Origin of the sequence: Streptomyces coelicoflavus (assembly GCF_003112555.1) — a bacterium.
GTDB classification, from domain to species: domain Bacteria; phylum Actinomycetota; class Actinomycetes; order Streptomycetales; family Streptomycetaceae; genus Streptomyces; species Streptomyces coelicoflavus.
The window spans coordinates 138,219-153,617 of sequence record NZ_BEWB01000006.1; the positions used below are offsets into that span (position 1 = coordinate 138,219).

Genomic DNA, 15,399 nt, shown 5'->3' on the forward strand with positions numbered 1-15,399 from the left:
GGGGGTCAGTGGGGTGTCACACTCGCTGCCACAGTGCGGGAACGTTCGGCGGCTCCCAGCCCGCGTAGGCCTGGTGGCCCTGGAGGCAGCGGTAGGTGGCGCCGCCGTACGTCACGGTGTCGCCCGCCTGGTAGACGGTGCCGGCCGCCCAGGTGCCGCCGGGCTCCTCGCCGCCGTCGTCACCGCCGCCGTCGTCGCCGCCGGTCGTCTTGAGCGTGAGCCCGTAGTTCTGGAGCAGCGCGTTGATCGGCTGGAAGAAGGTCTCGCCGCCGGACCGGCAGTCGCCGGAGCCGCCCGAGGTGACGCCCTGCGCCTGGCTGCCCGAGATGAAGGACCCGCCGGAGTCACCGGGCTCGGCGCACACCGTGGTCCTGGTGACCGGGGAGATGGTGCCTTCCTGATAGGTGACGCTGGTGTTGAGCTGCGCCACGGTGCCGCAGTGCCAGCCGGTCGTCGAGCCGGAACGGCAGACGGACGCGCCGACCGGAGACACGGTGGAACCGGTGACCTGGACGTTCTGCCCACCGGCGCCGAGCACGTACGGGGTCGCCGTCCAGCTGGAGTTGGTGGCCACCCACGCCATGTCGCGGCCGGGGAAGATCGAGCCCTGGAAGGTGCCCTGGGCCACCCGGTTGGAGCCGGTCGTACTGGAACCGGCCCGGCCGCAGTGGCCCGCGGTGGCGAAGCCCTGCTGGGTGCCCTTGGTGACCGGGAAGCCGATCGAGCAGCGGCTGCTGTTGTTGATGTAGTACGCCTCGCCGCCGCGCAGGTCGTAGAAGGTGCGGGGCCGCTCGGTGCGCTTCTCGACGCGGGAGAGGGAGTCGTCGACACCGGCCGCCGCGAGCAGCTTGTGGGCCGCGGCCGGGCGTATCGCCTCGACGACGACGGTGTTGGTGCGGGTGTCGACGTACCAGACGGGCGCGTCGGCGGTGTTCAGACCGGCCGCCGCCTTGTCCATGCGGGCCTTGGCCGCGTCCAGGTCGGCGAGCGAGTGGCGTACGACCTTCGCCTCGGCACCGCGGGCCTCGATCGCCGCGACGTCGGCCGCGTCGGTCGTCGCCACGGTCAGGGTGCCGGACTCGGCACCGCGCACCCAGGCGCCCGCGAAGTCCCCGCCGAGCGCGGCCCGCAGCCGGCCCGCCGTGGCGCCCGCGTCGGCCTCGTTGGCGAGGCGCCGCTCCGCCTGCCGGCGGTCGAGGCCGAGGTCCCGCTGCATCGCCTTGAGCAGAGCGGGCGGCGCGGCGTCGGTGCGCAGGGTCTCGGCCGCGGTGGGGGCCGCGTCGACGGGTGCCGTTCCGGCGCTCGCGGAGCCGCTGAGCCCGGCCACGAGCAGGGCCGCGGTCGCGGCGACGGCGGCACCCATGGCTCTGTGGTGTCGGTGTCGGTGGTGCATGGGGGATCTCCTCGGTCTCGGTGGGGAGGTGCCGAAACCGTAGGGAGGGACGCCCGGCCGCCATAAGAGCTCAGTCGTCCCTCTCCCCGGTGTTATGGAAGGCCGCGCACGCGACCTCACGGAACCCGGTGCGCCGACATCCACTCCGTGTAGCTGTCGCTGTTCGCCGCCACGCTCGCGTGCGCCATGCGGGCCTGGGAGAGCACGGCGGCGGCGGTGTCCTGCCGCTGTGTCGCCGCGTGCCAGCCCAGCAGGTGCCGCCAGGTCAGCGGGGTGCCGGTGAGCGGCCGGGTCACGACGCGGGGGGTGGTCGGAAAGGTGGCCCGGCACAGGCCGACCGCCCGCCCCACCTGCACCAGGTGCACGACGGAGGCGGTGTCCGTCTCGTACATGCGGCGCGGGGTGAAGCCGGCGCGGGCGCAGGACGCGGTGAAGCAGTCGCCGAAGCAGCCGTCGCCGGGTACGCAGGCCCACTCCTCGTCCGCCAGCTCGGTCAGGTCCACCTCGGTCCGGTCGGCGAGCGGATGTCCCTCGGGCACCATGACGAACACCGGGTCCACCGCGACCTCCCGCCACACCAGCCCCTCGGCCGCGGGCGGCGACGCGGTGCCGCAGGTCCCGACGAGGGCGTAGTCCAGCCGCCCTTCGGCGAGTTGGCCGGCCAGCTCCCGCTCGGACCAGGAGGTGCAGGTCGTCATCCGGGCGTCGGGTGCCACACCGGCGAGCCGGTCGAGGAGGGCGCCCAGTAAGGGCCCGTGGGTGCCGCCGATCCGCAGCCGCTCCGTCGTACGCGGCGCGCGGGCGAACCGGGCCGCCTCCTGCTGCAACTCGGTCACCGCGGGCAGCACGATCCGGCTCCGTTCCAGCACCAGTTCGCCCAGCGCGGTGGCCCGTACTCCGTGCCGTCCCCGGACGAACAGCGCGCCGCCCAGGGCCCGTTCGATCCGCTTGAGCTGTGCGCTCAACGCGGGCTGCGCGAGACCGAGAGCCGTCGCCGCCCTGGTGAGGCTCCCGGCGTCGGCGATGGCCCGGACCGTCTTGAGATGCCGCAACTCCAGCTCCATGAGGGGAGCTTGCGACGCGCGGAGGACGGGGGCAAGGGGTTGGTACGGACCTGTGGAGGAAACTTCAAGTACTTGCTTCCTCGTTCGCGGCGAGCAGCTCCCGGGTCCGGCGCAGCAGCGCCTCCCGTACGGAGTCGGGCGCCAGCACGCGCAACGGCGTGGCGAGGCTGAACAGATAACGGGCCAGCCCCTCCGTGGTCGACCCGCCGATCTCGACGACCGTGGCGTCCGGCCCGTCGGCCCGGTGCAGCCCGACCGTGGCGGGAATGGACCGCAGCGCCTGCTCCATGGGCACCGACAGGCGGACGGTGGCCAGCACCGCGTACGGTCCGGTCGCGCTCGCGCGGGACACGAGGAGCGCCGGGTCGGGCAGCGGCTCGGTGAACTCGACGGCCCGCCCGGTCGGCTGCACCCGCTCGACCCGGTCGGCCCGGAAGGTCCGCCACTCGCCCCGCTCGACATCCCGTGCCACGAAGTACCAGCGCCGCCCGGTGTGCACGAGCCGGTACGGATCGACGTCCCGCACACTGGCCCGCCCCTCCCAGTCCCGGTACGCCAGCCGCGCCCGCTCGCCCCGCCGGCACGCGGCCGCCAGCTCCAGCAGCGTCCCGGCCGCGACCTGCGGCTCCCCTGCCGCCCTCGGCGTCTGCACGAACGCGTCGTCCATGTCCCCGAGCCGCTCCGCGACCCGCCGGGGCAGCACCTGCCGCAGCTTCAGCAACGCCGACAGCGCCGCCTGGTCCCCGCCGAGCGCCCCGCTCAGCGCGGCCTCCCGCAGCCCGACGGCCACGGCGAGGGCCTCCTCGTCGTCCAGGATCAGCGGCGGCGTGCGCGTCCCCGGCCGCAGCCGGTACCCGCCCCACGGTCCCGGGTCGGAGTCGACGGTGTACCCCAGCTCCCGCAGCCGGGCGACGTCCCGCCGCACGGTCCGCTCGGTGACCTCCATCCGCTCGGCCAGCTCACCGCAGGTCCAGGCGGGACGGACGGCGAGCAGGGAGACCAGCCGCAGCAGCCGGGCGGAAGTACTGAGCACGGTTTCGAAGTCTGCCACGCCTCCGCCGACGACCAGGACCGAACCTGTCCTGGTCACGTCCTACGGTCTCTCCCATGACGACAACGGAGAACACCGCTGACACCGCTGACACCTCTGCCCCGGCCTTCCGCTACTCGGCCGTCACCTTCGACTGCTCCGACCCCGCCGCAATGGCCCGCTTCTGGGGCGAGGCCCTCGGCCTCACCGTCACCTTCAACACGGACGACTTCTACTTCCTCGGCGGCAAGGACGGCGCCCCCGGACTCGGCTTCAACCGCCTCCCCGACTACCGCCCGCCGACCTGGCCGGGCACCGACCAGGAGAAGCAGGCCCACATCGACGTCGGCGCCGAGGACCTGGACGCGGGGGAGGCCCGCCTGATCGCCCTGGGCGCCACCAAGCCCGACTTCCAGCCGTCGCCGGACCGCTGGAGGGTGCTGCTGGATCCGGCGGGGCATCCGTTCTGCGTGTCCACGGTGGCGTGAGCCGGGAGGGGCGGGGCTTGGTGGGTCTTGGTAGGGCACCGACGCCACCGGAACCTCAGAACGCGGGTTCCGGTGGCGTGCAGCGCAGTTCCGCCCAGACCGTCTTGCGCGGGAACCGGCCCTCGGTCACTCCCCAGCGGTGCGCCAGCGCCTCCACCAGGAGCAGGCCGCGGCCGGACTCGGCGTCGGGGGACGGCTCTTGCGGGGCCGGGAGTTCCTGGCCCCGGGTGTCGGTGACCTCGACGCGGAGGATGTCGCCGACGACGTAGAGCGTGAGCCGGAAATCGCGGCCGGGGACGCGTCCGTGGTCCGCCGCGTTGCTGGCCAGTTCGGCGACGAGGAGGCGTGCCGGGTCCAGGGGCAGGCCCCAGGAACGCAGCTGCTCGGTCGCGAGCAGGCGGGCGAGGCGGGCGCCGCGTGGTGTGGGGGACAGCTGCACGCTGAAATTGCGGACGCACGCGGCGAGTTCGGTGGTGGATTCCTGATTCACGTCACTCAGCGTGGCGGTGTGTGCGTACCGTGAGAAGTGACTCAGCGGGTACGTACGGTGACTGTCCGGCGCTTGTCCAGTGGTGTCGGTGCTGTCGGGGAAGGGGCGCGGGATGACGGTCGAGACGGACGAGTCGGGGTGGGAGGTCGACCCCGACGACGAGTGGGGCGTCGCGGTCATCACCACGGTGGGGCGGCAGTTGAAGCTCCGTCGCGAGGCGGCGGGGATGCGGGCCGGCGACTTCGGAGTGGCGGTCGGGTACGGGGAGGACCTGGTCTACAAGGTCGAGGGCGGCAAGCGGATTCCCCGGCAGGAGTATCTGGACAGGGCCGACGAGGTGCTGGGGGCCGGTGGGCTCCTTTCGGCGGCCTGGGAGGACGTGAAGAAGGTCCGGTACCCGAAGAAGGTTCGGGAGCTGGGGAAGCTGGAGGCGAAGGCGGTTGAAATCGCGCTGTACGAGTGCCACATCGTCCCCGGTCTGTTGCAGACGCGGGAGCACGCGCGCGCTGTGATCGGGGCGGCTCAACCGCCGTACTCACCGGACGACGTGGAACGCATGGTGGCCACGCGCCTGGCCCGGCAGACGGTCTTCGAGCGTGAGCCCGCCCCAGCGCTGAGTTTCGTCCTGGAAGAGGGCCCTCTGCGACGCCCCATTGGCGGCACAATGGTCTGGCGTGAGCAGCTTGAACGCCTGCTGCAGGTGGGGCGGTTGCACAACGTCGTGCTTCAGGTGATGCGGACGGGCTGTGACACCCACTCCGGCCTGGACGGGAGGATCGAGTTGCTGAAGTTCCCGGATGGCACGGCGGTGGGACGCTCCGACGGAGCCTTCAACAACCGACCGATCACCGAGCCGAAGCACCTGCGCATCCTTGAGCTGCGGTATGGCACGATCCGGGCTCAGGCGCTCTCACCAGGGGAGTCGCTGGCGTTTATCGAGCAACTGCTGGGAGAAACATGATCCGCGAGGCCGAACTGGTCTGGTTCAAGAGCAGCTACAGCGGCGGCAACGACGGCAACTCCTGCGTCGAGCTCGCCCTCACCCCCGGCACCATCCACGTCCGTGACTCCAAGACCGCCGACGGCCCCCGCCTCGCGCTCACCCCGGAGGCATGGTCGGACTTCGTTTCGTACGCCTCCGGGAGTTGAAACGTTCGGCCTCCTGATTCGGCTGAAAACGAGTGACGCAGGGAATACTCTGTGTGTCGCGCGGAGCCGGTGGGGGGCCACATGGGGCTGTTCGGAGAACGCCGGGCGTTTCTGGAGAAGTTGAGCGACGCCGATCGCCAGGCCCTGTCGGGGCTCGGGCATCGGCGTGATTACGCGCCGCAGGAGCAGCTCCTGGGGGAGGGCGAGTCCGGCACGTCCGTGCTCGTCATCCTGGGCGGCTGGTGCACGGTGTGGCGGTCGACCGAGCGCGGGCGGCTGATACTGGCCCTGCGTCAAGGCGGCGAACTGGTCGGCGAGATGGCCGCGCTGGACGGACGTCCGCGCAGCGCCACGGTGACCGCGCTGGACGGGGTGCGGGCGCTCGCCGTACCCGGTGACCGCTTCCGGCACTTCATGGCCGCCCGCCCCTTCGTGTCCTCGCTGGTGATGGCGCAGCTCACCGAACGCCTGCGCAGTGCGGACGACCAGCGCAGCTCCCTCGCCTCGGCCACCGTCCTGGAACGGCTGGCCGCCTGCCTGGTGGAGCTCGCGGACCGTACCGGGCGCAAAGAGAGCGACGCGGTGGTCATCCGGCTTCCCCTCTCCCAGCACGAGATCGCCGCCGCGATAGGCGCGACCCGCGAGGCCGTGGCCAAGGCGCTGCGGCTGCTGCGTGAGCAGGGGCTCGTGCACACCGGGCCGAAGGTCATCGCCGTCGCGGATCTGGAGCCGCTGCGGCTGCTCGGCGGCGCCGGGGCGCCCCACGGCACCGGCACGCGCACCGCGCACAACGGCGCGCAGTCCGCTCGCGGCCGACGGCCGGGTGTGTAAACGGCTACAGCGCGGCGCGCGGTGCGCCGGGAGAGTGGCGGCAGACGGTCGTGGCCGGTGCCGTAGAGGCCGGGCGAGAGGCAGGGGACCATGCACGGCGGAGCTCAGTACAGGCGGTACGAGCAGTATGGACAGTACGGATTCATCATCAGCCTGGACGTGCAGGGGTCGGGCTCGATCCCCGACCCCGACCGTCCGGCCCTGCGCAAACGGATCTACCGCGCGGCCGAGGACGCCTTCGCTCAGGCCGGTCTCGGCGACGCCCGGCTGGCCCAGGAGGACCGCGGCGACGGCATCCTCGCCGTGGTGGAGCCGCGCCGCCCCGAGGCGCTGGTCGGGGAGTGGACGGAGTACCTCCACCAGAACCTGCGCCGGATCAACCGCGAGCTGAGCCGCCCGCTGCGGCTGCGGGCCGGGCTGGACGTCGGGCCGTTCACCCCCGACCGGCACGGCTTGTCCGGCACCGCCGTGGACCTGGCCTGCCGGATCGGCAGCTGCGAGGAGGCCAAGGCGGTGCTCTCCGGCCTGCCGGACGCGCCGCTGCTGGTGGCCGTCACCGACCGGCTCTACCAGGACGTCGTACGGCACGGCGGCCGGTGGATCGAGCCGGAGCACTACCGCCGGTACGTGGTGCGGATCAAGGAGGGCGAGCGGTACGCCTGGTTCACGGTCCCGGGGCGGGGCGCGCCGCCGCCCGCCGTCGGGGACGGCGAACCCGTACCGGACCCGGACCGCGGCGACGGCCCGGACTCCGCGCCGCGCACGGACCGGGACGAGGCGAGCGGCTTCCGCTTCGGTGACGTCACGGTCGCGGACCAGGCGCAGGCGTTCCAGGGGAACTTCGGGGACGTCACCATCGACCATCGGCGCGGCGGCACCGGTCCCGGAGCGGCGTCGTGAGCGGCGGCGACGCGGACGCGCAGCAGGGCGGTCAGGACGACCGCGACCACCAGGGTGACCACGGGCAGGGGCACGGACGCTCGCGGGATCAGGACGGCGAAGGCGGTGGCCGGGCGCGGTCCGGCAGGGCGGCGGCACACGGGCGGCGCGACGACACCGGCGACCGGGCCGCGAGCGACGAGGACGACATCCTGGGCGCCGACTCCGACGCCGACCCGTCGGCCAAGGGCGGCGGCCGGTTCGCTGCGGGACCCGGCGCCGCCCACTTCGCCCGGGAGACCCGGTCGGTCTTCCTGCGCGACACCAGTACGTACGTCGGCGGCACCATCAACTCGGTCAACTTCCGCTTCGGCGAGACCGTACGGGGCGCGCTGCTCGCGGGGCCGCTGCCCGAGGACGAACTGCTGCGGCTGCGACGGCGGTTCATCGCCCCGCCGGACTACGACGACTTCAAGCGGCAGTTGCGCGAGGACCACCTGATCGTGCTCTGCGGCCAGCCCGGCAGCGGACGCATGTACACCGCCCTCTCCCTCCTCGACGACCTCGGCCGGGGCAACGTGTCCCGCCTCGACCCCGGCTCCGACCTCGCCGGACTCGACGCGGGCGACGAGGACAGCCGTATCGCCAAGGGCCACGGCTACGCCCTGGAACCGGCCGACGGACGCCTGCCCGCCGAGCTGCACCTGGACCGCCTCCGCCGGCTGCTGGCCGACCGCGAGTCCTACGCCGTCCTGCTGTCCGTACCCGACCCCGGCGACCGGGGCACGGGAGGCGGTCGGGCGCGGTACGAGCGCAGGCACCGGCCGGCCGCCGAGGACGCCGTACTCGACGGACATCTGGAGGCCGAACTCGACGGCGGGCCCACCGGGGCCGGGGAAGCGGCCCGGCGGATGGCGCGCGACAGCCGGGTACGGGAGGCGCTGGGCCTGGAGGCGCTGCTGCCCGCGGAGGCCGCCCGGCTCGCCGGGGTCGTCGCCCGGCGCGTCACCGGCGACCTGACCGAGGAGCAACTGCTCGCGGAATGCCGGGGCTTCGCCGCCGAACAGGTGCGCGTGTGGTTCGCGGGCGGCGGTGCCGGGGCCGAGACGCCGTCGGTGCTGCGGGAGGCGGCGTTCCGGGTCTCGCTCGCGGTGTTCGGCGGCAGCTCGGTCAACATCGCCGCCGAGGCGGCGGAACTGCTGGCCTGGGAACTCGCGGTGACCGTCGATCCGGAGCGGATGCCCGGGCGGCCCGTGCTCGGCGACGGACTCGAGGCCCGGCTCGCCTCGGCCCGGGCCACGACGGAGATCCGCCACCAGCCGGTGGTCGCGGGCAGGCTCATCCCCGTGCGCACCGTACGGTTTCGCGGCACCGCCCTCGCACCGGCCGTCCTCGCCCACCTGTGGGAGCACCACCACAACATGCGCGGCCCGGTGCTGCGCTGGCTGGACTCGCTCTGCCAGGACGGGCGCGAGGAGGTGTGGGTCAGGGCCGCGGTGGCGGCGGGCGAGCTGTGCCGGCTGGACTGCGCGCACACCCTGGGCGAGCTGCTCGTCCCGATGGCCGAGGCCGACCAGGCCCGCCGCGGCCTGTTCGTCGCCACCGCGTTGCAGGTCGTACTGGAGGACCCGCAGACCGGGGAGGCCGTCCGCGCGCTGGTCAGGTCGTGGGCGAGGAGCGGCCGGGGCAACCTCCGGTGGACCGCCGCGGTCGCGCTCAGCTGGGGCACGGCCGCCCGGACCGTGGGCGAGGCGCTCACCGCGCTCGGCGGGATCGGCACCCGGGACGACGGCGCCCTGCGCTTCGTCGCCGCGCAGGGCGTGGCCCACCTGGCGGGATTCACCACCGACCGCGAGCCGCTGACCAGGATCAGGTCCTGGCTCAACGACAGCAGGCAACAACACCAGAATCTCGGCCTGGCCAGCACGCTGCTGCTGGCCGACCTGACCGTGGAGCACGTCTGGAACCCGGCCGAGGAACTCGGCGGACGCGAGCGGTGGCCCCTCGCCCTGGCGATCTGCGCGACCCGTCCGGACCTGGCCGCCGAGGTCGCGGGACTGCTGTGGACCGCGCTGTGCACCAGCCGTTCCTACCGGCGCGCGCTCGACATCCTGGCCGGGTGGCTGCGCACGTGCCGCGGCAAGGCGTGGGAGGGCGACGTCCTGCGCTTCCTGCCGCTGCTGATCCTGGGGGAGGACGACCGGCAGCGCCTGACGTGGCTGATCGGCGAGCTGTGCCAGGACCCCGACGAACCGTTGGAACCGGAGCATGCCCACCGTCTGCTACAGGCGGTCCAGGCGTCCCAGGCGGGAGGAGCCCGATGAATCAGTACAGCCCCCAGGGGGCGTCGCCGAACCAGAACGGCCAGAACGGCCAGAACAGTCAGAACGGTCAGTCCGGTTGGCCCGGCGCGGCCGAGGCGCCGCTGCCGGACGACCTGCGCGGGCCGTTCCTGAAGGAGATCCACCCGGAAGGCCCGTACAAACACCGCGAACTTCAGCGCGCCGCCGTCGTGTTCTACCGCAACGGCGGGCACAGCGTCATCACCGCACAGCGCGTGGAGCACGTCGACCGGCCCATGCTCGGCAAGAAGCCCAGGTCGGTCTGTCTGATCGCCCGCGGCCGGTACCAGGCCTCCTTCGAGATGCCCCTGCGCAGCCGCGGCGACCAGGGCGATTTCCAGTGCGCGGTGGACATCCACTGGGAGGTCGCGGACTTCGTCCTGACGGCGGAGAAGCAGGTACGGGACGTCGAGAAGATGCTGCGCGCCCCGCTCCTGGCGCGGCTGCGGGTCCTCACCCGGCGCTACGGGCTGGAGGCGGCCCAGGCGGCCGACGAGGCGATCCAGGCCGAGCTGGCGGGCGGCGCCTGGGCCGACTTCGGCAGCGAACTCGGCCTGAGCACCGTGGTCTACGTGCGCATCGACCTGGGGCAGGCCGCCCGGGACCACCAGGCGGCCCTGGTGGACGTGCGGTACACCGCCGGCCGGCAGTCGGCCCAGGACCAGGCCGACGCCGCCCGGGTGGATGCCAACCTGGCCGCGGCACGCCGGCTCATCGCCGCGGGGGAGACCGAGCAGTACGCCATCCTGCTCGCGCAGGACCCGTCGCAGGCCGGGGAGATCCTGCGGGAGCTGCAGAGCCAGGCGCGGGAGAACCGGGGGGAGGCGCTGGCGTTCCTGTCGCGGCTGGTCGAGAACGACGTGGTGCAGAGCCACCAGATCGACAGAGCGGTCGTGCAGCAGCTCCTCGAGTACGCCAAGGTCAGCGGCGGCACGCTGTTCGATCGGGGGCTGCCGCAGCCCGCGCCGGTGCTGCCCGCGCCCGCGCCGCCGTCGCTCCCGAACGGGGCGGCGTATCCGGGGCACCCCACGGTGCAGCAGCCGACCGCCTCGGCGTGGAATCCGGGGGTGCCGGGGGCGCCGACCGCGCCGGGGGTGCCAGGGGTGCCGGGGGTGCCGCCTCAGCCGCCGGTGCCGCCCGCACCGCCGACGGTCGACTTCCCGCCCGCACCGCCCGCACCGCCGTCTCCGCCCACGGCCGACTTCCCGCTGGCGCCGCCGCCCACCGTGGTGGCGGCGGTCGTACCGCCGCAGTCCCCGGAGGCAACGCACCAGGCACCCCAACAGGCACCCCAGGCACCCCAGGCACCGGCACCGGCACCGGCGGATCGGCCCGCGCCGCCTGCATCGCCGACGACCGCCGACGGAAAGATCAACTACGTCAGACAGGGGCGGCGCCGCACCCGCCCGGGCAAGGACGGCTCGGGCGGCGGGCACCCGGATGCCTGACCCGTCCCCGTCCCCGTCCCCGCCCCCGGACCCGTCCTCCGCCCCGCCCGCGACCGGGCCGGACGCGTCCCTCTACGTGGCCGAACGGCTGCTGGCCCACGCGCGGGAGGACCTGGCAAGGGCCGACAGCAAGGCCGCGGTACTGCTGTCCGGGGCCGCCTTCGCGCTCCCGGCCCTGCTGCTGGGCCGGGCCTGGGGCCCCTCCGCGCCGGTCTCCGGGAGCGCGCTCGCCCTGCTGGCCGCCGGGGGCCTGCTGTGGGCGGCCGGTACGGTCCTGCTGGTCACCGTCGTCCTGCCGCGCACCGGCACGGCTCGTACGGGGCCCGGCATGACCTTCTTCGCCGACGCCCTGGGCCCGTCGGACGACCTCGACCGCCTGGTCCGGGCGGTCACGGCCGCGGCCGGGGACCGGGTGGCGTGGCTCGCGGTGCAGCTGATGGACGTCAGCCGCATCCTCGCCGCCAAGTACCGCTGCCTGCGGGTGGGCACCTGCTGCCTCGTGGCCGGCCTGGCCCTGGGCGGCACGGGACTGGCGCTCCTTTGAACCCCGCGAACCCCGCGAACCCCGCGAACCCCGCGAACCCTGTGAACTCCGTGAACCCCGCGACCGTGCCCCCCTGCCCCGTCCGCCGTCAGCCGGCGGGCTCCACGACCTCCTGAGTCCCCACGACCGCCAGCAGCTCCAGCAGCCCCGCGCTGTCCGTCCCGACGGCCGGAGTGAACCAGAGGAGCCGCTGCCGGCCGTCCTCGCTGAAGAGGTGGAGGCAGTTGACCTCGATCGGACCCAGCGCGGGATGGACGAGGCGCTTGCGGTCCTCCCGCCGTCGGAAGGCCACGTCGTGGTCGGCCCACAGCGCGGCGAACTCGGGGGACACCCGGAGCAGCGTGCGGATCAACGAGCCGACCTCCGCGTCGTCCGCGTCCCTGCGCCCGGCGGCCGCCCGCAGGTCGGCGACGAAGGAACGGGACTTGCCCTCGTGATCGTCCTCCGGGTACAGGCGCCGCGCGTCGGGTTCGGTGAACCACCGGTGGACGAGACTGGCCCGGGGCCCCTGGAAACCGGAGTGGTCCCCGAGCAGCGCCACCGCCAGCGGATTCTGTACGAGGGTGACGTGCAGGTCGGTGATCACCTGCGCGGGTGTGGCGGTCAGCCGCCCGAGCAGGTCCAGCATGCCGGGGTGGACGTGCGAGGCGGCCCCGCCCTGCACGGGCACCGGCCGGTCGGCGATCCGGTACAGGTAGTCCCGCTCGTCGGCGGACAGCCGCAGCGCCCGCGCCAGCGCGGCGAGCATCTGCTCGGACGGCTGGGACCCGGCGCCGCGCTCCAGCTCGTTGTAGTAGTCCACGGACGCTCCGGCGAGGTGGGCGACCTCCTCGCGGCGCAGCCCCGGCACCCGGCGGCGCGGCCCGGCCGGGAGCCCCACGTCCCCCGGTCGGATGCGCTCGCGCCGCGACCGCAGAAACGCTCCCAGCTCGGCGTACTTCACAGCGCTCATGCCGTCCATTGTGCGCCGGGCGGGGGCGGTGACCCATGGGATGACATCCCCTGGCTGCGCCGGCCGTCCGGGCGCATCGTGGACGCATGACCACGAACACGAACCAGAACACCGCCGAACCGGCGGACCCCCGCGTGGCGATCGTCACCGGCGGATCGCGCGGCATCGGCCGGGCGGTGTCGCTCAAACTCGCCGAGGACGGCCTGGCCGTCGTCGTGAACTACGCCCGCGACGCCTCGGCCGCCGACGAGACGGTGAAGGCGATCGCCGAGGCCGGCGGGCGGGCCGTCGCCGTACAGGCGGACGTGGCGGAGGAGAAGGAGATCGCCGCGCTGTTCGACCGGGCGGAGGAGGAGTTCGGCGGCATCGACGTCGTCGTCAACTCGGCCGGGCGGATGACCCTGTCGCCGATCGCCGACCTGGACCTGGCGGCGCTCGACGCCATGCACCGCACCAACATCCGCGGCACCTTCGTCGTCGCCCAGCAGGCGGCGCGGCGGCTGCGCGCGGGCGGCTCCTTCATCGGGTTCTCGACCTCCGTCGTCGGCACGCAGTTCCCGACATACGGCGCCTACACGGCGAGCAAGGGCGCCGTGGAGGCGATGACGATGATCCTGGCGCGGGAGCTGCGCGGCCGGGACGTCACCGTGAACACGGTCGCCCCCGGCCCGACGGCCACCGACCTCTTCCTCGACGGCAAGACGCCCGAACAGATCGACCGGCTCGCGAAGACGCCGCCCCTGGAGCGGCTGGGCAGCCCGGAGGACATCGCGGCCGTGGTCGCCTTCCTGGGCAGCCCCGCCGGGCACTGGGTGAACGGCCAGGTCCTGCGCGCGAACGGAGGACTGGTCTGATGCCTTTCGCCCACTTCAAGGTCCCCGCAGGCACCCTTTCGGCGGAGGACAAGAAGAAGATCGTCGAGCGCACCACCGACCTCTACGCGGAGATCTACGGGGAGCGCGCCCGCCCCACGACCGTCGTCCTCGTCGACGAGGTCCCCGACGGCGGCTGGGGCGTCGCGGGCCACGTCCTCACCGCGGCGATGCTGAACGGCGAGAGCCCCGGGGACTGACGCGCGGATCATCGCCCTCCGTGCTCGCTATCACCCGTTATGCGAAAACTGCGTCTCACATAGTGGTCGCCCCCTGCGCCGGGTGCTGGCGTGGATGTTTACATGCGCGTAACACTTAAGTGTCCCGCGCGCGGCAACGGCGCCGAGCGCCCACCACCGGACCCGACCGGACAGGCGTGCCACCCCCCGTGCACACGCGTGTGCATCAGGCGCACCGCGCCTCCTGCGCACCGTTCCCTGCGCCCAGCACTCCCGCGCTCCTGCCCGGTCTCCGGTGTCCAGCCGTGCCAGAAAGGGCCCCCGTGACGACGCGAAGCGAGACGCAGACCACCCTCGATCACCTGCTCACCGAGATCGAGCACCGCAACCCGGCCCAGCCCGAGTTCCACCAGGCCGCCCACGAGGTCCTGGAAACGCTCGCCCCCGTGATCGCGGCCCGACCCGAGTACGCCGAGCCGGGCCTCGTCGAGCGGCTGGTCGAGCCGGAGCGCCAGGTCATCTTCCGGGTGCCGTGGCAGGACGACCAGGGCCGCGTCCACGTCAACCGGGGCTTCCGCGTCGAGTTCAACAGCGCGCTGGGCCCGTACAAGGGCGGCCTGCGCTTCCACCCGTCCGTGAACCTGGGCGTCATCAAGTTCCTGGGCTTCGAGCAGATCTTCAAGAACGCGCTGACCGGCCTCGGCATCGGCGGCGGCAAGGGCGGCAGCGACTTCGACCCGCACGGGCGCAGCGACGCGGAGGTCATGCGGTTCTGCCAGTCGTTCATGACCGAGCTGTACCGCCACATCGGCGAGCACACGGACGTCCCCGCCGGTGACATCGGCGTCGGCGGCCGCGAGATCGGCTACCTCTTCGGCCAGTACCGCCGCATCACCAACCGCTGGGAGGCCGGCGTCCTCACCGGCAAGGGCCAGGGATGGGGCGGCTCGCTGATCCGCCCGGAGGCCACGGGCTACGGCAACGTGCTCTTCGCGGCGGCGATGCTGCGCGAGCGCGGCGAGGACCTGGAGGGCCAGACCGCGGTCGTCTCCGGCTCCGGCAACGTCGCGATCTACACCATCGAGAAGCTGACCGCGCTCGGCGCGAACGCCGTCACCTGCTCGGACTCCTCCGGCTACGTCGTCGACGAGAAGGGCATCGACCTCGACCTGCTCAAGCAGATCAAGGAGGTCGAGCGCGGCCGCGTCGACGCGTACGCCGAGCGCCGGGGCGCCTCGGCCCGCTTCGTCCCCGGCGGCAGCGTCTGGGACGTCCCGGCCGACCTGGCCCTCCCGTCGGCCACGCAGAACGAACTCGACGAGAACGCCGCGACCGCGCTGATCCGCAACGGCGTGAAGGCGGTCTCCGAGGGCGCGAACATGCCGACGACCCCCGAGGCCGTCCACCTCCTCCAGCAGGCCGGCGTCGCCTTCGGCCCCGGCAAGGCGGCCAACGCGGGCGGCGTCGCGGTCAGCGCCCTGGAGATGGCGCAGAACCACGCCCGTACGTCGTGGACGGCCGAGCGCGTGGAGGAGGAGCTGGCGGCGATCATGACCAGCATCCACACCACCTGCCACGAAACCGCCGAGCGCTACGACGCCCCCGGCGACTACGTCACCGGCGCGAACATCGCCGGCTTCGAGCGGGTGGCCGACGCGATGCTGGCGCAGGGCGTCATCTGACCCGACCGGACGCAGTCCGGCCCCGGCCGACCGTGCCCGTCCCGCACGACAACCCC

General features: G+C 73.4%; 16 protein-coding genes. 11 read left to right on the plus strand and 5 right to left on the minus strand.

Annotation, left to right across the window (positions count from 1 at the left end; genetic code table 11):
- Positions 1 to 16: 16 nt before the first annotated feature.
- From Sco07f_RS15440 to Sco07f_RS15450, 3 genes are all read right to left on the minus strand, one after another.
- Complete coding sequence (locus tag Sco07f_RS15440; protein WP_108988172.1) at positions 17 to 1,393, minus strand: carbohydrate-binding protein; 1,377 nt, start codon at positions 1,391 to 1,393, stop codon at positions 17 to 19.
- 116 nt (positions 1,394 to 1,509) lie between these two features.
- Complete coding sequence (locus Sco07f_RS15445) at positions 1,510 to 2,457, minus strand: LysR family transcriptional regulator (protein ID WP_007387591.1); 948 nt, start codon at positions 2,455 to 2,457, stop codon at positions 1,510 to 1,512.
- Positions 2,458 to 2,521: 64 nt separating this feature from the next.
- Positions 2,522 to 3,508 (minus strand): helix-turn-helix transcriptional regulator, encoded by a 987-nt coding sequence (locus Sco07f_RS15450; protein WP_087789857.1) that lies wholly within the window; start codon positions 3,506 to 3,508, stop codon positions 2,522 to 2,524.
- A 56-nt stretch (positions 3,509 to 3,564) separates the two neighbouring features.
- On the opposite strand from Sco07f_RS15450, the gene Sco07f_RS15455 reads away from it, so the two are divergent.
- Positions 3,565 to 3,975, plus strand: coding sequence for a VOC family protein (locus tag Sco07f_RS15455; protein WP_108988173.1), 411 nt, complete (start codon positions 3,565 to 3,567; stop codon positions 3,973 to 3,975).
- 55 nt (positions 3,976 to 4,030) lie between these two features.
- Here Sco07f_RS15455 and Sco07f_RS15460 read toward each other — a convergent pair whose 3' ends face one another.
- Positions 4,031 to 4,465: an ATP-binding protein gene (locus Sco07f_RS15460; protein WP_007387588.1), complete on the minus strand. Its 435-nt coding sequence runs from the start codon at positions 4,463 to 4,465 to the stop codon at positions 4,031 to 4,033.
- 112 nt (positions 4,466 to 4,577) lie between these two features.
- Between Sco07f_RS15460 and Sco07f_RS15465 the strand changes: the two genes are divergently transcribed.
- From Sco07f_RS15465 to Sco07f_RS15495, 7 genes are all read left to right on the plus strand, one after another.
- The gene (locus Sco07f_RS15465) at positions 4,578 to 5,426 is read left to right on the plus strand and encodes a helix-turn-helix domain-containing protein (RefSeq protein ID WP_108988174.1); all 849 of its coding nucleotides are present in this window, start codon (positions 4,578 to 4,580) and stop codon (positions 5,424 to 5,426) included.
- Positions 5,423 to 5,614, plus strand: a complete 192-nt coding sequence (locus tag Sco07f_RS15470; protein ID WP_108988175.1) for a DUF397 domain-containing protein — start codon at positions 5,423 to 5,425, stop codon at positions 5,612 to 5,614. Before Sco07f_RS15465 ends, Sco07f_RS15470 begins: the two co-directional genes overlap by 4 nt.
- An 81-nt stretch (positions 5,615 to 5,695) precedes the next feature.
- Positions 5,696 to 6,445, plus strand: coding sequence for a Crp/Fnr family transcriptional regulator (locus Sco07f_RS15475; RefSeq protein WP_108988176.1), 750 nt, complete (start codon positions 5,696 to 5,698; stop codon positions 6,443 to 6,445).
- Between the two features lie 90 nt (positions 6,446 to 6,535).
- Entirely contained in the window at positions 6,536 to 7,345 is an 810-nt protein-coding gene (locus Sco07f_RS15480) for a hypothetical protein (protein WP_108988177.1), read from the plus strand.
- Complete coding sequence (locus tag Sco07f_RS15485) at positions 7,342 to 9,648, plus strand: hypothetical protein (protein ID WP_108988178.1); 2,307 nt, start codon at positions 7,342 to 7,344, stop codon at positions 9,646 to 9,648. The genes Sco07f_RS15480 and Sco07f_RS15485 overlap by 4 nt, the downstream gene beginning before the upstream one ends.
- Positions 9,645 to 11,114 carry a hypothetical protein gene (locus Sco07f_RS41085; protein WP_108988179.1) on the plus strand — a complete coding sequence of 490 codons (1,470 nt, stop codon included), beginning with the start codon at positions 9,645 to 9,647 and terminating at the stop codon, positions 11,112 to 11,114. Before Sco07f_RS15485 ends, Sco07f_RS41085 begins: the two co-directional genes overlap by 4 nt.
- Positions 11,107 to 11,658 carry a Pycsar system effector family protein gene (locus Sco07f_RS15495; RefSeq protein WP_218030739.1) on the plus strand — a complete coding sequence of 184 codons (552 nt, stop codon included), beginning with the start codon at positions 11,107 to 11,109 and terminating at the stop codon, positions 11,656 to 11,658. The genes Sco07f_RS41085 and Sco07f_RS15495 overlap by 8 nt, the downstream gene beginning before the upstream one ends.
- Positions 11,659 to 11,746: 88 nt before the next feature.
- Here the strand turns inward: Sco07f_RS15495 and Sco07f_RS15500 are convergent, their stop codons facing one another.
- A complete protein-coding gene (locus tag Sco07f_RS15500) occupies positions 11,747 to 12,619 on the minus strand; it encodes a helix-turn-helix transcriptional regulator (protein WP_174855365.1) in 873 nt (290 codons plus the stop codon).
- Between the two features lie 77 nt (positions 12,620 to 12,696).
- Between Sco07f_RS15500 and Sco07f_RS15505 the strand changes: the two genes are divergently transcribed.
- The 3 genes from Sco07f_RS15505 (at position 12,697) to gdhA (ending at position 15,343) form a co-directional block, all read left to right on the plus strand.
- Complete coding sequence (locus Sco07f_RS15505; RefSeq protein ID WP_087789847.1) at positions 12,697 to 13,464, plus strand: SDR family oxidoreductase; 768 nt, start codon at positions 12,697 to 12,699, stop codon at positions 13,462 to 13,464.
- Entirely contained in the window at positions 13,464 to 13,682 is a 219-nt protein-coding gene (locus tag Sco07f_RS15510) for a 4-oxalocrotonate tautomerase family protein (RefSeq protein ID WP_007443968.1), read from the plus strand. The genes Sco07f_RS15505 and Sco07f_RS15510 overlap by 1 nt, the downstream gene beginning before the upstream one ends.
- Positions 13,683 to 13,984: 302 nt before the next feature.
- Positions 13,985 to 15,343 carry an NADP-specific glutamate dehydrogenase gene (gene gdhA, locus Sco07f_RS15515; protein WP_054099484.1) on the plus strand — a complete coding sequence of 453 codons (1,359 nt, stop codon included), beginning with the start codon at positions 13,985 to 13,987 and terminating at the stop codon, positions 15,341 to 15,343.
- The last annotated feature ends 56 nt before the right edge of the window (positions 15,344 to 15,399 follow it).

Bases quoted from the DNA above. Each gene is read 5' to 3' on its own strand.
- Sco07f_RS15440 (WP_108988172.1), bottom strand. From the start codon at position 1,393: ATGCACCACCGACACCGACACCACAGAGCCATGGGTGCCGCCGTCGCC.
- Sco07f_RS15445 (WP_007387591.1), bottom strand. From the start codon at position 2,457: ATGGAGCTGGAGTTGCGGCATCTCAAGACGGTCCGGGCCATCGCCGAC.
- Sco07f_RS15455 (WP_108988173.1), top strand. From the start codon at position 3,565: ATGACGACAACGGAGAACACCGCTGACACCGCTGACACCTCTGCCCCG.
- Sco07f_RS15465 (WP_108988174.1), top strand. From the start codon at position 4,578: ATGACGGTCGAGACGGACGAGTCGGGGTGGGAGGTCGACCCCGACGAC.
- Sco07f_RS15470 (WP_108988175.1), top strand. From the start codon at position 5,423: ATGATCCGCGAGGCCGAACTGGTCTGGTTCAAGAGCAGCTACAGCGGC.
- Sco07f_RS15475 (WP_108988176.1), top strand. From the start codon at position 5,696: ATGGGGCTGTTCGGAGAACGCCGGGCGTTTCTGGAGAAGTTGAGCGAC.
- Sco07f_RS15480 (WP_108988177.1), top strand. From the start codon at position 6,536: ATGCACGGCGGAGCTCAGTACAGGCGGTACGAGCAGTATGGACAGTAC.
- Sco07f_RS41085 (WP_108988179.1), top strand. From the start codon at position 9,645: ATGAATCAGTACAGCCCCCAGGGGGCGTCGCCGAACCAGAACGGCCAG.
- Sco07f_RS15495 (WP_218030739.1), top strand. From the start codon at position 11,107: ATGCCTGACCCGTCCCCGTCCCCGTCCCCGCCCCCGGACCCGTCCTCC.
- Sco07f_RS15500 (WP_174855365.1), bottom strand. From the start codon at position 12,619: ATGGACGGCATGAGCGCTGTGAAGTACGCCGAGCTGGGAGCGTTTCTG.
- Sco07f_RS15505 (WP_087789847.1), top strand. From the start codon at position 12,697: ATGACCACGAACACGAACCAGAACACCGCCGAACCGGCGGACCCCCGC.
- Sco07f_RS15510 (WP_007443968.1), top strand. From the start codon at position 13,464: ATGCCTTTCGCCCACTTCAAGGTCCCCGCAGGCACCCTTTCGGCGGAG.